General features: G+C 49.8%; 7 protein-coding genes and 4 pseudogenes. 6 read left to right on the top strand and 5 right to left on the bottom strand.

Annotation, left to right across the window (positions count from 1 at the left end; all coding sequences use genetic code 11):
- Positions 1-440 precede the first annotated feature (440 nt).
- Positions 441-586: pseudogene (locus EYC82_RS18235) on the bottom strand (IS6 family transposase); the annotation flags it as partial.
- A 171-nt stretch (positions 587-757) separates the two neighbouring features.
- On the opposite strand from EYC82_RS18235, the gene EYC82_RS16425 reads away from it, so the two are divergent.
- The 3 genes from EYC82_RS16425 to EYC82_RS16415 all read left to right on the top strand — a co-directional run bounded on the left by EYC82_RS16425 (position 758) and on the right by EYC82_RS16415 (position 5,870).
- Entirely contained in the window at positions 758-2,350 is a 1,593-nt protein-coding gene (locus tag EYC82_RS16425) for a fibronectin type III domain-containing protein (protein WP_279250621.1), read from the top strand.
- 445 nt (positions 2,351-2,795) lie between these two features.
- Positions 2,796-4,115 (top strand): hypothetical protein, encoded by a 1,320-nt coding sequence (locus tag EYC82_RS16420; RefSeq protein ID WP_279250620.1) that lies wholly within the window; start codon positions 2,796-2,798, stop codon positions 4,113-4,115.
- 429 nt (positions 4,116-4,544) lie between these two features.
- Positions 4,545-5,870, top strand: a complete 1,326-nt coding sequence (locus EYC82_RS16415) for a lipopolysaccharide biosynthesis protein (protein ID WP_279250619.1) — start codon at positions 4,545-4,547, stop codon at positions 5,868-5,870.
- A 96-nt stretch (positions 5,871-5,966) separates the two neighbouring features.
- Here EYC82_RS16415 and EYC82_RS18230 read toward each other — a convergent pair.
- The 3 genes and pseudogenes from EYC82_RS18230 to EYC82_RS16405 form a co-directional block, all read right to left on the bottom strand.
- A pseudogene (locus tag EYC82_RS18230) lies at positions 5,967-6,167 on the bottom strand (IS6 family transposase); the annotation flags it as partial.
- 820 nt (positions 6,168-6,987) lie between these two features.
- Positions 6,988-8,607 (bottom strand): DUF1254 domain-containing protein, encoded by a 1,620-nt coding sequence (locus EYC82_RS16410; RefSeq protein WP_279250618.1) that lies wholly within the window; start codon positions 8,605-8,607, stop codon positions 6,988-6,990.
- Positions 8,608-9,177: 570 nt separating this feature from the next.
- Positions 9,178-10,293, bottom strand: coding sequence for a UDP-galactopyranose/dTDP-fucopyranose mutase family protein (locus EYC82_RS16405; protein WP_279250617.1), 1,116 nt, complete (start codon positions 10,291-10,293; stop codon positions 9,178-9,180).
- A gap of 252 nt (positions 10,294-10,545) precedes the next feature.
- Between EYC82_RS16405 and EYC82_RS16400 the strand changes: the two genes are divergently transcribed.
- The 3 genes and pseudogenes from EYC82_RS16400 (at position 10,546) to EYC82_RS16385 (ending at position 13,822) form a co-directional block, all read left to right on the top strand.
- On the top strand, positions 10,546-11,373 hold the full coding sequence (locus tag EYC82_RS16400; protein ID WP_279250616.1) for a glycosyltransferase: 828 nt from the start codon (positions 10,546-10,548) through the stop codon (positions 11,371-11,373).
- A gap of 45 nt (positions 11,374-11,418) precedes the next feature.
- Positions 11,419-11,730 (top strand): annotated as a pseudogene (locus tag EYC82_RS16395) (DDE-type integrase/transposase/recombinase); the annotation flags it as partial.
- Between the two features lie 352 nt (positions 11,731-12,082).
- Positions 12,083-13,822, top strand: a complete 1,740-nt coding sequence (locus EYC82_RS16385; protein ID WP_279250615.1) for a hypothetical protein — start codon at positions 12,083-12,085, stop codon at positions 13,820-13,822.
- Positions 13,823-13,922: 100 nt separating this feature from the next.
- Here EYC82_RS16385 and EYC82_RS18225 read toward each other — a convergent pair.
- Positions 13,923-14,156 (bottom strand): annotated as a pseudogene (locus tag EYC82_RS18225) (hypothetical protein); the annotation flags it as partial.
- Between the last annotated feature and the right edge of the window lie 400 nt (positions 14,157-14,556).

The following is a 14,556-nucleotide window of genomic DNA, read 5'->3' as shown; positions in this document are numbered from 1 at the left end:
GAAGCCAGAGTAAGCTCGCTCGACGATACTGACAAGTTAACTCGAGGTCACGGGCTGGCGCTACACAATCGAGCCTGGACTGACCAGAAATATGTCATCGGCCCCCACATTGGGCTGGAATTTCCCGGGATTTTGGTTTGTGGTTTCCACATTTAGAGCGAGTCTGAGTTAACTTGGCAGTACCATTTCGGCTACAATGCCCACCACGCCGAGCTTGGCCTCATATGTCTTTTATATGAGCCGAGAAGAATAATAAGAAGCTGATATAAACAGCAATCGTTTGGAACTATCAGCTGCATAGCAGCAATTACGTTGGCGTCGGGTACGTCAGGTTTGTCGGGTGTGAATCTGTTTCAGGGGGTAGCTACCCACTCTCCCCCTTGCGGTCGATTATCTTGCATGTTGATACGCCTGCGCAGAGCGGGCAGAGTCTCGGTAAACCTTCTAACCGTAATCCTGCGTTTGGCCAGGAGATCTTCGATATCACGGTGGCTCAGGTTAAATCTGTAGTAGAGCCAGACGGTGCAGGAAATGATACCGGGTGGGGGGCGCCGAGGCGGAATCGATGACGCTTGTAATTAGTCATCCTCCGATTCTATCAATTCAGAATAGTTAAGTGAGCGACACCGTCAGGTTTCCTTACACCCTCATTGTCACTGAACCCCGTAATGGCTTGTATCACTCGCCAATCCTCTATTGGCATAGATATTGCTCTTGATCACATCGACTAAACGTTATATGACAGACGATGCTGCTAATGACCTCAACCACAACAACACCACAGCGTGGCGTACTCGCCTCATTCGCATTCTTGCTTATTTCGATGCTATCGGCTCAGGCTTTGGCCCATTATAACTGCGCTTCTCTCGGCCTGCAGTGCTTTGATGAGGGCCCCCTCAGTTATTCCATCACCAGTGGGACAACTGTCGAAGTGCGCTGTAGTGGGCAGGTGGGGAGGGGTTGCGGCGGCAGCGGCAAAAAAGACATTGTTATTCCTGCCACTGTTAAGCATAAAGGAACAACCTACAGCGTTACTGCCATTGGGCGTTATGGTCTCTCGGTCAGCGGCCTCACCAGCGTGATTATTCCAGACAGTGTTACGACCATTGGGGAGGAAGCTTTCCAAGGTAACTTCCTCACCAGCGTGATTATTCCAGACAGCGTTACGAGCATTGGGGAGGAAGCTTTCTTTCGCAACGCCCTCAACAGCGTGCTTATTCCAGACGGAGTTACGACCATTGGGAGAAAGACTTTCTCCGAAAACGCCCTCACCAGCGTGATTATTCCAGACAGCGTTACGACGATTGGGAATGGTGCTTTCGGCGACAATGCCCTCACCAGCGTGACTATTCCAGACAGCGTTACGACCATTGAGAAGAGGGCTTTCCAGTACAACGCCCTCACCAGCGTGATTATTCCAGACAGTGTTACGACCATTGGGAATAATGCTTTCACCAGCAACGCCCTCACCAGCGTGACTATCGGAAACAGAGTGACGACCATTGGGAGTTTTGCTTTTTACAGTACCGCCCTCACCAACGTGACTATTCCAGACAGCGTTACGACCATTGGGGAGTTTGCTTTTTACGATAACGCCCTCACCAGCGTGACTATCGGAAACAGCGTTACGAGCATTGGGCTTGCTGCTTTCGACGGCAACGCCCTCACCAGCGTGACTATTCCAGCCAGCGTTACGACCATTAGGCAAACTGCTTTTGGGGAAAACGCCCTCACCAGCGCGCACTTTGGAGGCAACTTTGGTGACTTTCAACTCAACACGACAGGCAGCGGCTCCACCGAAATAGAAGCTATGTTCGATGTCAATCCCAACCTGACGACGATCACCTACTGTGAAGGGACAACGGGTTGGCCGCAGGACTTTAGCAATGGCTCGACCACGATCACAGCGACGTCGATAGTTTGCTCGCCACCGGACGCCCCGACCATAGACTCGATAACGCCAGGCGCCGGTCAGCTTACCGTCGCCTTTACCCCGGGGATTGACAATGGCTCGCCAGCTTACAGCTACACAGCCTCCTGCCTCCGTGTGGTGGGTTCGGGGCGGGTTCGGGTAAACGTAGTTGGCCCCACGTCACCTATTACAGTCCCCTCGATGTACAATGGCGACACGTATGAGTGTTTTGTAACAGCGACGAACATTATAGGAACGAGTCCCGCATCTGCAACGAGTGAACCATTCGTTGTCGGGGCCCCAGCCACCTTCGTGCCACCGCCCACCGGCACACCACCGCCTAGCGCAACGCCTGTCCCAACTAGCCCACTGTGGCTACTGGGCATCATGGCAGGACTGCTGTCGCTGGTGGGTTTCAGGAATCTGCGTAAAGCCTGAGGCTTCTCAAGCCCGCCTAGTGCGGGTTTTTTGATGACGAAAGAAGCCAGAGTAAGCTCGCTCGACGATACTGACAAGTTAACTCGAGGTCACGGGCTGGCGCTACACAATCGAGCCTAGACTGACCAGAAATATGTCACTGGCTCCCACATTGGGCTGTAATTTCACGAGATTTTGGTTTGTGGTTTGAACATTTGGAGCGAATCTAAGTTAACTTTGCAGTACCTGCTCATGGGCTGCTTCTAGCCCAAATCCGCGACTTAACTTGGCAGTACCGGACTTAGACCCGTGGACTCCATCTTCGTCGTTACCGCTCTTGGGCTTGCTGGCCCAGTTCGCTCCTGTACACTGCTCCCGCGCTTTGCCGGTTGAGGCTGGTCGGCCGCTGCCGCTCGAGCCCTTCTGGGCTCTCCATCTCGTTGATTCTTATAGGTTTCGAAAGCTCATGACTAGTACAGTTAGCCGATCTGTTGCCCTCATTCTCGTAATTACTCTCATCTCGTGTGGCGGTGGAGCCGGCTCCAGTGGGAATGCTACCCCCATTGCCCCGCCAACTCCCGATGTGACACTTGGTTTTTCGCATATTTTCACTTACGGCCAATCCATATCAATGGGGGTAGCAGCGTTCCCAGTTATATCGACATTGCAACCCTATAACAATTTGATGTTCGCTGAAGGTGCGCGCGTCCGGGGTATATCAGATGGCTTTTCACTCGACGCGCTGCACCCATTAGTTGAATCTCGTGTTGATTCCTTTGGTGAAACGCCGACTGCGGGAACTGCCAATTACATAGTTGAGTTAATCGAGCATGAAAATAACATCCTGTCGCAAAATCAAAAGTTTGCCTACATTGGGTCAGCGCCGGGACAAGCCAGCCTGTCAATCAGTTCTCTCAACCGAGGGACAGCCCGCTGGACGGGCTTGATGGATCAGGTTACGGCTGCTATGACATTGTCCAAAAAAGAGAATATGACTTACGAAGTCGCAGCAATGAGTTGGTCTCAGGGAGAGGCAGATTATTTTCTTGGAATATCTCGGGCCACCTATTTTTCGTTATTTTTGCAGATGTATAATGACTTTGCGACAGACGTAACTGCAATCACCAATCAAACCACGAAACCTGTTCTGGTGAGTTATCAACTGGCAGCGCACAGAAGCTATGGGCTGGATAGCCCTGATATTGCACTCGCTATCAAGGATGCTGCAGACGCTAATCCCAATATTTATCTATCCAACCCAATGTACCATCTTGAGTATGCTGACGATAATCTTCACTTGGCAGCGGATGGGTCATTAATGCTAGGAAAGTACTATGGAAGAGCATTGAAAAGTGTCTTACATGACAATATCCCGTGGCTTCCACTACAGCCCACGAACGTGACATGGAGAGGTCAGTTCGTAGATATAACCCTGCATGTTCCTTACGGCCCGCTGGTAATTGATGATTCTGTGGTGGCAGAGGCTCCAAATTATGGTTTTGATATATGGGACGAAAACAACGGTTCAATTTTGGATATTATCGAATCCGTGACAGTTATTTCGGATAATAAAATTCAAATCCAATTGAGCTCCATGCCTCAGTCCAAGGTCAGGTTGACGTATGCAAGAGGGCGTATAGGAGACCCTAATGTTACGAATAACATGGAAGGGCCACGTGGTAACATCAGAGACTCGCACGGAGACATACATCAATATATTGGCTCAGATGGTCGCATTCGGCGCCTGGATAACTATCTTGTGATCTTTGAAGCAGAGAAGCCCTAATTGACAACTTCATAGTGGGTATTGGCAAGTTAACGCCTCAAGGCCAGTGAATCCTGGCCCCCGATCTCAAGCAACCGCCCTGCTCGGTACTGACAAGTTAACTCGAGGTCACGGGCTGGCGCTACACAATCGAGCCTAGACTGACCAGAAATGTGTCATTGCCCCCCACATTGGGCTGTAATTTCCCTAAGTTTTGGTTTGTGGTTGCCACATTTGGAGCGAATCTAAGTTAACTTGTCAGTACCGCCAGAGCCGTCCGGGCGGTGGTTTCTGAAGTTGTCAGACCGGAGATTCGGCATTTCCGATTTGCAGGCTGGAGCACCGACGAGATTTGAGTCGGGGAAATAAACGAGCCAGAACGGATTTTATGAAAATGCTGAAAACGTCAGAGGCATTTTTGCGGCAGAAGATCGCGAAGAGGAACTTGCCATGAGGGGGGAAGAGGATCAGGGGGTGGGCGCTGCGCCCTCCTCTCGAGGGTTTCTCGTTATCGCTGGCCAGCAACTCTTCGGTACGATTCTGGCGTTTGTGGTCTGGGTGCTCCTGGCCCGGATGCTGCCGGTCTCCAAGTTCGGCGAATTCAATGCCGCTTTCGGGGTTGCCATGATGGCGGGGACGCTGGCGAACCTCGGCATGGCGCAGTACGTCACGGTGCCCTTCCGCAGCGCGATCAGCACCGGGGACTTCCAAGCGGCGCGCGGACTCCGGCGGGTCGTTCCCTGGTGTATTTTTGGGGCGGCCATGATCGTTTATGGGCTAATCGTTCCGGCGCACGTGATGCTCAGTGACGTCTCGATTGTTCGGGATGAGACTTTCGCCGGAATTCTCGTGCTGCTTCCGTTGGTCGGTATCATGCTCTACCTGGTTTCAACCGCCAACGTGCACGGTGCGCCGGGTCCTGCGATGTTCCTTTCAGTACCGGGGTTGCAGATTCTGATCGGGGTGGGCCTCGGAGCGGCGTGGCTGATCCGTGGAGAGAGATTTGATGTCCTCGATGCGGCGGTGGTCTGGGTGACGGCCATGACGGTCATCTGCTTCGCGCTCTGGCTCCTCAACCTTTCGGTTGAAGCTGCCGATTTCAAGAGCGGGTTCGGGACGCTCGCATGGCGCTCTTGGGCCAGCGGGACGCTCCCGTTTTTTCTCAACGGTACAGTCTGTGTGTTTCTGGTTCAGGCTCCGTTTCTGGTGCTTGGCTGGATCCAGCCGAGCGGACGCGATGCGGCGATGTTCGCGGCAGCAGACCGACTCGCCCAGTTGCTGGCGGTTGCAGGTCTGGCCGGAGGCGCGATGTTTCTGCCCCTCATTGCCGATGCAGTTCGTGCCCAAGACTATCGATACTGTCAGCGGTTGGTACGAAGATGGATTTTGCTCGTTGGTACGACGAATTTGGTTGGGCTCGTCTTGCTGGGCTTCTTCGGTGTGTATTTGCTCGATCTCTACGGGGGAGAGTACCGGGCTGCCTATCCGCTATTGCTCGTGACGGGCGCATCGATCGGATTTGCGATGACTGCGAGCGTCTTCCTGAGCATCGTCCAGTATGACGGTGGTGGAAACTGGGTGATCCGGACATCACTGGCCTGGTCGGTGATCGGGGCTGGCGCGATGCTCGTGCTGGGGTGGAAGTGGCAGGCCATGGGCGTTGCCGTGGGCCAGGGAGGAGCTTTCGTCGGCATGAACATTGCCTTTGCTCTCAAGGCGCGGCCATTCCTCTCTGGAGCGACAAGCCCCGGCGGCAGAATCGGGCTGGACGAATAGAGCGCCGCTTGGGCAAAGAGGGCCTTCCTATTTCATGCCGTCCAACGGTTCTGACAAGTTAACGCATTGAGACCAGAGTAATCCGATGCGTGATAGTTATGCAATCACCCTACTCCACTCACTGAACGCACTCATCCTCAGACTCCTGTAGTGCTCAGCCTTAACCAAGTGTCTACCAAGATTGAATAGATTATTCACCGCAGCATGCGCACCTAGGAACTGTTGAGCCTGCCTGACAGATTTGATTTTACGCATCCCTCGCTCCCTAACCCTGGCCGCCTCGTGTGATTGCTCGGCCTCGGTTCGGAAGTTCGGTCTGGAAAATTGATTACCGCTCTTCAGCTTACGTCAATCAATCCCTCCGACCAGCCCACTTCAGGTTCGGTATAGGCTCGGTTGCAGCAATGATGCTCTGCCCCGCTGAGGCAACTCGTTACTTTTCTTCGGCTTACTGGAGTACGTTTCGATTGTGCGTACTACTCATAATCGGCAGGTCGAAGACGGTCGGCCGCTGCCGTTCGAGTCCTTCTGGGCCCACCATATTATTGATTCTTCCAGTTTTTCTATAGAAGACAGCGTCCGACTTCTACAGCAAGAGTCATAGACCGGAGTCAAGGGGGAACAGGATGCACCTGCCCGGCCTCTCCTGGTACCTCCCACCAGAGCACCACCTGGAACAAGGTGAATTGATGCGTAGCATCAAGAGAAGGTGCCCTGGGGTACATTGCCTCTTTTCGCAGGAGAGGAACCCGCGTTATCGTCGTTCAATCAGCCCGGACGCCACTGAACACTGGGTCGGCATGGACTTCTGTGGGCTACGACCTGGAAACGACCACAAAAGATTTGCAAGTGAACCAATGCGAGATCGCTTTCAGCACGTTCGATGCCAATCGCCTGATTCAATGCACGAAAAGCAACGGGATACTGGGAGAAAAATTTCCCACATAGGCCTTTTATCCGTCTTATACTTTGGACGAATATGATTTGCACGGTCACCTCAGCGAACAACTTTTCAGGGCAATCGGCGGTTACTTACCGAATTTTTCCAGTTCAATCGGCAGTATCAGTGAGGAAATCTACTCCCGACAGGCCGTTTGTTTGTCCTATACTTAACGTATTAGTCTATCTGCTCAAGATCACTTGGCTTCCATGTTTGATCAAACCACGGTTGCAATGGCCCATATAAGCGCAGTAGAGCAAACCATGCCTTATTTGGCACTGTCTCTGTCCAATTTGCTCTTAATGCACCTTCTGGCGCTGTAGGACCAAAGTATAAATCCACACTGCCGTCTTCGTTATAAACAAGCTTGTCACGTTCATTATTTTTACTGGGGTAATCTGTGCCACCCGGTATTTGTAGTTCTGAGCGAGTTTGTGGGTCATAGACCACAAACGACCAAAAGTCTTTGGCCGGCGCATCTGCCGGGATATTCACTTTATAGCGCTTACTGCCATCTAAAATTGCACCGCTTGCATCTTCAGTAGCGAAGGCATAATTAGAGCCAACGCCGGGAATTTCAAGGGCCATCGCTGGTGTGTTTACCGTAGCAGAATAAAAGAACAAAGTCCGCGCGTCTAAATTACGCCCACCCATTCCTCCATCCTTTAACCACTGGTAATCCTTGCCAATAAAACCGGTGTACCATTTTCTGTCGTCAAAGAAATAGGCGCTTTCATCACGAGGCTTTAACCAGATAGCGCGGGCGGTTGCATTACCTACGGCAACTGAATCTTCCAATATCGCTTTCATGCGCGCATCAGGTGCAAAAGGCTGGCCTTTTTGAAGGCCTATCGCTGCTGCTTGGCCACGCAGTTCTGGATCTAAGAATGAAATGGGTTCTTTCTGCAATACATTCCATAACTCGTCATAAAACGCATAATCGTTCGCATGGATGGTATTAAAAAATATTCCGCTGCCATTAGTGAAGACCATTTTTTTCGGATCGCTTGCATCCTCTAACGGGTATATTTTTAAGCCCGTACGCCACATGTTAGCTGCATATTCAGGTTTGCCGTCTTCCAAGAAACCGCGCAGAACTAACCAGTTATGGTAGCTAGTCGATTGTGCAATCCACGCTTTCGTTTCTTTCCCGCCAATCATCACGCTCGCGCGGGTATCTTTGCCGCGGTCTTCCATGCCATTTAACGTGGGCTGCAAGTCGCCTTCATAATCAGGGGGCAGGATAATGTAAGTGCCGCCCTTCATGGCGTCAGGCCCTGGCGCGCCCATGTCCACCACAAAGCGGAAGAAAGCGTCATTAACAGTGCCCGGTCCTGCGCCAGCCGGTATTTCCACCACAGTTGGCCCATCTCTTTCTAAATCCAGCATGGCTAATGCATAAACGGTATCGGTATTGCCCGTCAAAAATAATGGGGTTGAATCCATTAAGTCATCAAAAACGATAACTTCATTATAGTCATCCGCGCCTATTTCTTTCATTCCTAAACGCACGCCTTCTATCGAAGTCGCCGGAATAAAATTTAAAAAGACTTCAATACCACGATAAAAATCTAGATTGTCATACACCGTGGCAATCGTTTCGTCTGTTGGAATCCCGTCATAGAAGTTTAACTCGCCAATACGCGTTTCAACTTTATCAGGCGTCATGATGTGCTCAGGTATTTTGTACTTAAACCCTGGCGTCGGGTCTTCCCCGGCTGCATAGGTATTTTGTATGCCTGACAAAAAGATTGGCATGCTGACGAAAGCAAAAAGCGTTTTTTTGATTCTAGTCATGTTATCTCTTTCTCCACTTTTGATCACTTAGGGAACTGCTGCTAAATATAAATAGGATAAACGCTACTTTTGCTACTAATTTATTGCAAACAACGGACTGCACACAACCATTTCTCGAAGTATAGAACATATAAACGGCTTATTGAGATTAAACTTCCTGATACTGCCAAGTTAACTTGTCGGTACCCTCCATGTCATTCCCGTTTAGGCTGCCGCTACCACACACACCACCGGGGCAGTACGCATTAATTTCATTTCAAGATAAGTTCAGCCCGGACGCCACTGAACACTGGGTCGGCATGGACTTCTGTGAGCTACGACCTGGAAACGACCACAAAAGATTTGCAAGTGAACCAATGCGAGATCGCTTTCAGCACGTTCGATGCCAATCGCCTGATTCAATGCACAAAAAGCAACGGGCTACTGGGAGAAAAATTTCCCACATAGGCCTTTTATCCGTCTTATACTTTTCTAAACGATATCCGGCTCTGCCAGTCTCTTACTTGTGAACCTAAAACTAAAATAAGACAACAAAGCCGCGCTTTCTTTCGCGCTGCTTACAATTCGCAGTCACTTATCAAAGTGTGTGCTTTTTATCCTATCGAACATTTCGAAAGCACTTTCCATTGCCTGGTCCATATTTATATATTTATAAGTGGCAAGCCTTCCTGCAAAGTATACATGCTTATTTAGTGTCTCTTCTTTTGCCAATTCCTCATAATCAAGGTATAAATCCTGTGATGATTTATGTGGTATAGGATAATAAGCATCACCATTATCAACTGGGGTTTCATTGCAAATGACGGTGTTATCGCTTTTCTGACCCGTAATATGTTTCGCCTCAACACTTCTCGTGTAAGGGGTTTCATTAGGATAATTTATCTGTACGCATTCCTGCTTGTACTCTTGTTTATATTCTCTGAATTCAAATTCAAGCGAACGCCATGGTAGCTTTCCTAAGCTGTAATCGAAATAGGTGTCGATTGGTCCTGTATAGACTGTCGCATATTTAGACTCGTGTTTTTGTCTTGCTTCAAAATAATCGACCTCAAGCATGAGGGTGATATTTTCATGTGCGATCATTTTTTTATACATTTCAGTATAACCATCTTTTGGCATCAACTGGTGAGTGCTATCCACATACCTAGAGTCTCGATTAAAGCGTATGGGTATTCGACCACATACTGATGGGGACAAATCCTTTGGATGCATTCCCCACTGTTTTAACGTGTAGCCCAAGTAAAAGCTTTTATAAAGTTCAGTGCCAACCTTCGACAGCACAAACTCTTCAGAATTCTGTGGATTAGCATTACGAACTTTTTTTGTATCAAGAAATTTTTGGGCGCTGTCAGAATCAAAATTCTTTTTGAAAAATAATTCAAGCGTATCTAGGTTAATGGGAAATGGATAAAGTTTTTTACCAACTTTACTTTTGACAAAGTATTTTCCAGGGATCCATTCTGTAAATTGGGAGAGATACTCTAAAAGATCATCATTACTCGTTCGAAAGTAGTGAGGCCCATAAGTGTGAACAAGTACACCGTGTTTATACTCATCTTTACAGTTTCCTGCTATGTGATCTCTTTTGTCTAGTATTAGGACTTTCCATTTTAGTATCGCGGCACATTTTTGGGCGATTATACAGCCGACAGGGCCGGCCCCTGCGATTATGATGTCAAATCTCATAAAAAATTAATCTTGATAAAAAGTTGGCCATACTAATCATAGTAACAGTAAATTGACTTTTTTTTTCGAATAGATGAAGCTCTAAAAATAATCGTCAACAGAGCAAGCCATGAGCTGATTACTATCAGTCGCTTTTGAAATCAGAGTCAATAAACGTTTTTTAAATGTCGTAGGGGTGAAATGAGCAGGCTTATTCATTATAAACAGTGCTTGAGACGCTTCATTTTTTTTTGTTACAGAAGATCATGGCATGTGATTATTTTCTTTTACAAAATGGTTTTTGGAATCCTTTACAAGGTCGGCTGGAGAAAGAGTCAGATTTCACCCGAAAAATTATCTGTGATTCTCTTGAATTATGCACGGCCAGCCAACATTGAAATTCAGCTTAGAATCATTTTCTGTTGCGATTTCGTTGATGAGGTTATTCTGTCCAATAACAATCCAGATTGTGACTTATCTAGCTTTATTTCAACTAACGATCCACGCTTAAAAATTATTAACCAAAAAAAGCGCAAATTCCCATCAGTCCGGTTTGAATTAGGGCGATTAGCAAAGAACAATTTTATTGTTGCTATCGACGACGACCTATTTCCAAGGCCTGATCACATACAAAAATTGTTTGAATCTCTCAAGGCTGAACCTAAAATCCCTCACGGATGGGGCGGAGAAGTCTATGGTATTGATCATGCTGATTCAGATGGTCAATCCAAGCCCAAAATGGTTGAATTCAAAAAGTATGTCGATGCAGAGGTCGATTCATTGGTCTGGGCATTCGCCTTTACGAAAAAAATTAATGAACGTTACTTCCAAATTCTTTCAGAAATCGGCGAAACCAACGAGTTACTTTCGTATAGCGAAGATGTCCCATTAAGTTTCTCTGGTGAAGGACCGGCTAAAATTCACTCGTCCAAAAAGATTTGCCATTGCCCAACTTCACTGGACGATTCAATTGCATTACACAAACAGTCTGGCTTTGGAAAGAAAAGAGTGGAGCTCGTAGAGGTGTGTAGGAAATTAACTGGTTTTATTCCTGAAGCTGAAAAGAAGAAAGGCAGCCCCCCCAATAAAGTGATTGCCTAATAGATTTAGTTGTCACTGGAAGAGATCGAAGAATATTTACGTCTTCATTATTTGTGGCGTACTGTAGACCAGGGTGGTGAGGTGGTGGATTTTTTGCTACAGGCTAAGCGAGATGGGGCTTCAGCAAAGCGCTTCTTTAGGCGGCTATTGCGCAGTCATGGCCCAGAGCCCAGAAAGATCGTGACGGATAAGCTGCGCAGTTACGGTGTGGCTCATCGCGAGCTAATGCCTGAGACCATCCACGGTACTGAACAGTATGAGAATGATCGAGCAGAGCAATCCCATGAGGCAACCCAGGAGCGAGAGCGCACAGTGAATGGAATAGGCTGGTTGCTCGAGACTAGGAGCTGGATTTCACCGGCCTGGAGAGATTGGCGGCACTGATCCCCAAGCCCAGGGTCAATCTCACGCGATTCCATGGCGTTGTTGCCCCTAATCACTGCTGGCGCGGACTGGTCACGCCGGCAAAACGAGGCAAAGGTGCAATGCGCCCTGCGGTACTGACAAGTTAACTCGAGGTCACGGGCTGGCGCTACACAATCGAGCCTAGACTGACCAGAAATATGTCATTGGCCCCCACATTGGGCTGTAATTTCACGAGATTTTGGTTTGTGGTTCCCACACTTGGAGCGAATCTGAGTTAACTTGACTCGGAATTTTTCAATCGTTAACTTGTCTACTAGTTGTACATCATTCCGAGGAATACCTCATGCCAAACCACGTAAGGTTGGTTACTGCACTATTTCTTTCCTCATGTGTCGCGCTGATTACCAGCGGCTGCAGCGACAGTGCGCAGTCACAGTCCGGTGAGTATGAGGTCGTTCAGCTCATCGGCAACTACAATAACGCCACGATAGAAGCGGTGCGCAGTGACCTGGTCGTCGTGCCCTTTTCGCCTGACTATAATCCGCAAGTGACACCCATCATGATTGCGCCCGGGGTGCTCGACCCGGTAGACGCCCTCACGCAGCAGGAAAAAGACGCGATTAAAGCGTCCTATGCGGCTGGACAAACCCTGGCCCTCATCGCCCCGAGTACCATCGATGTGAAAGCCTTTCATGGGCTATTGGGCGTAGGTGCAGCCTTCGAATCAACCACTGATCCCGTTCTGCTGGCGTATATCATGCGCCGTGAAGATGGCATGCCGACTGCAACCGCGCTGTTTAGGATCAGGCCCACGCCGGATACAGCGGAAGACCCCGGAGCGGATGCGCGCGCATACGCGCGGGCGTACGACATCGTGGTGGACGATTTGTCACGGTCGCCTCTGCCCAGCAGTGAGCCCACGTCAGATTTGACCGGCGGCCCCATCGATTTATCCAAGAATTACATTCAGAGCACTGTGCTCAAGACAACAACCGGTGGCATCTACAGCATGCCTGTGAACGTTCATGCCGGTCGTATTTGCAATCAAGCGACAGATTTCTACGTGATTACTTCAAACGGCGACTGGGACCCAACGGAAGCCAAATGGCAGTCTGCAAGCTTCTTGAAAAATCAAATCTCGCTAACTAATGACAACCGCGATTTGACTATTGACTGGCAAGATTCAGAAGAATACTGCTCCGGCGGTACACAGGTTTGGAAAAATCCTTTTGGTGGCGGTTTCGATTCACGTATGTGTCGTTATATGAATTATCCACTTAATTACTACGTTGCGTTCAACCCCCCTGTAAGCCCGAAACCAACGCAGGTCAGTGCGTCCCCCTCAGGTAACCAGGGCCGCAGTACGCAATATACCAATAGTTTCAGCTTCAACCTCGGCGTTGACGTCAATGTCTCCGGAGACGGCCCGCAAGCAGGGCTTCAGGCCGGCGCCTCGTGGAGCAAATCGGTGTCGACAACGGTTCCGGCGCTGGTCGTAGAAGCGGGCGACATTGTTTCCGACCTTGGCGCGTACACCAAATACGAGTATTGCACCGAGGGCGACTCTGCTGAGAATTGCGTATCGAAAATCCAAATGGCACCTGGGAGCAACGTATGTCAAGACTACATCGTGGGACAGCCGCAAAACGGGCAAACACCCAAAGGTCGCTTGTCCAGTACTCTTCAGGCCGCGGCTTGGCAGGTCGATTCGAATAGCTATAGCGCCGGCACAAGCTACTACGACCTTAAGGTCACCTGGAATACTGTGTTAGCAACAAGTACCGCCAGACTCTGGGGTGGTGCGATGGAAAACACGGGGCCATGGAGTGGGATCGGCCCTACCGGGTCATGCAACTCATTCGGCTGCAGTTGCTCAATCAGTTCCGAGACAACCCAAACAGTCGCTACAAGCTTTACCTTCAAGGTACCCTTGCCGTCGTCCTGTTCGGCTCCCTCGCCTCCCACCCCGCCGCCTACTCCCGGCAGCGACTGCTCCGCAGCGTTTTGTGCCGCGAACCCTGGCGCCAGCTGCACCGCGACACCCAGTTGCGAATACTGCGACCAGAGTGAATGCCACGAGTAAACCAGACGTAGAAGCTGCAGGGCGCTGGGGGCGAAGTCCCTCGCCGCCAGTGCAACCTTCAGCTTCTATCGTGTCTTGTTTTCGTAACTGACAAGTTAAGTCATGGAATCTGCAGCAATTCAGGCTGGGAGTAACGAGCAGCCAGCCTATCTCGTTCTCCGAACGCACTCACCCTCAGATCCCGATAGTGTTGAGCCCTGACCAGGTGCCTGCCAAGATTGAACAGATTGGACACGGCGGCATGAGCAGTCACGATTCTCTGCACCTGCCTCACTGATTTGAACTTCCGCATCCCCCGCTCCCTAACCCTGGTTGCCTCGTGTGATTGCTCGGCCTCGGTTCGGAAGTTCGGTCTGGAAAATTGCTTACCGCTCTTCAGCTTACGTCAATGAACCCCGCCAGCCAGCCCACTCCAGGTTCGGCATAGGCTCGGTTGCAGCAATGATGTCCTGCCCCGCTGAGGCAACTCGTTACTTTTCTTCGGCTTACTGGAGTGCGTTTCGACTGTACCCTCTACTCATAATCGGCAGGTCGAAGACGGCGGTCCGACGACTCGGCGGCCGCTGCCGTTCGAGTCCTTCTGGGCCCACCATCTTATTGATTCTTATCGTCTTTCTATAGAAGAGAGCATCCGATTCTTAGTCGGATAGTCGAACCCTTGCCGTTGCCACAAACAGAGCAGCTGCAAGGACTGATGACTGGGATGTTTCCACACTCTTACAATGCCGACCCTA

This window comes from Candidatus Marimicrobium litorale (assembly GCF_026262645.1).
In the GTDB taxonomy this organism is placed as follows: Bacteria; Pseudomonadota; Gammaproteobacteria; order Pseudomonadales; family Halieaceae; genus Marimicrobium; species Marimicrobium litorale.
Note: the sequence above shows the minus strand (reverse complement) of the source record. Positions and strands in the feature narration are given on the sequence as shown.

Excerpts from the sequence above, each read along its gene's own strand:
- EYC82_RS16425 (WP_279250621.1), top strand. The coding sequence starts at position 758 with ATGACCTCAACCACAACAACACCACAGCGTGGCGTACTCGCCTCATTC.
- EYC82_RS16420 (WP_279250620.1), top strand. The coding sequence starts at position 2,796 with ATGACTAGTACAGTTAGCCGATCTGTTGCCCTCATTCTCGTAATTACT.
- EYC82_RS16415 (WP_279250619.1), top strand. The coding sequence starts at position 4,545 with ATGAGGGGGGAAGAGGATCAGGGGGTGGGCGCTGCGCCCTCCTCTCGA.
- EYC82_RS16410 (WP_279250618.1), bottom strand. The coding sequence starts at position 8,607 with ATGACTAGAATCAAAAAAACGCTTTTTGCTTTCGTCAGCATGCCAATC.
- EYC82_RS16405 (WP_279250617.1), bottom strand. The coding sequence starts at position 10,293 with ATGAGATTTGACATCATAATCGCAGGGGCCGGCCCTGTCGGCTGTATA.
- EYC82_RS16385 (WP_279250615.1), top strand. The coding sequence starts at position 12,083 with ATGCCAAACCACGTAAGGTTGGTTACTGCACTATTTCTTTCCTCATGT.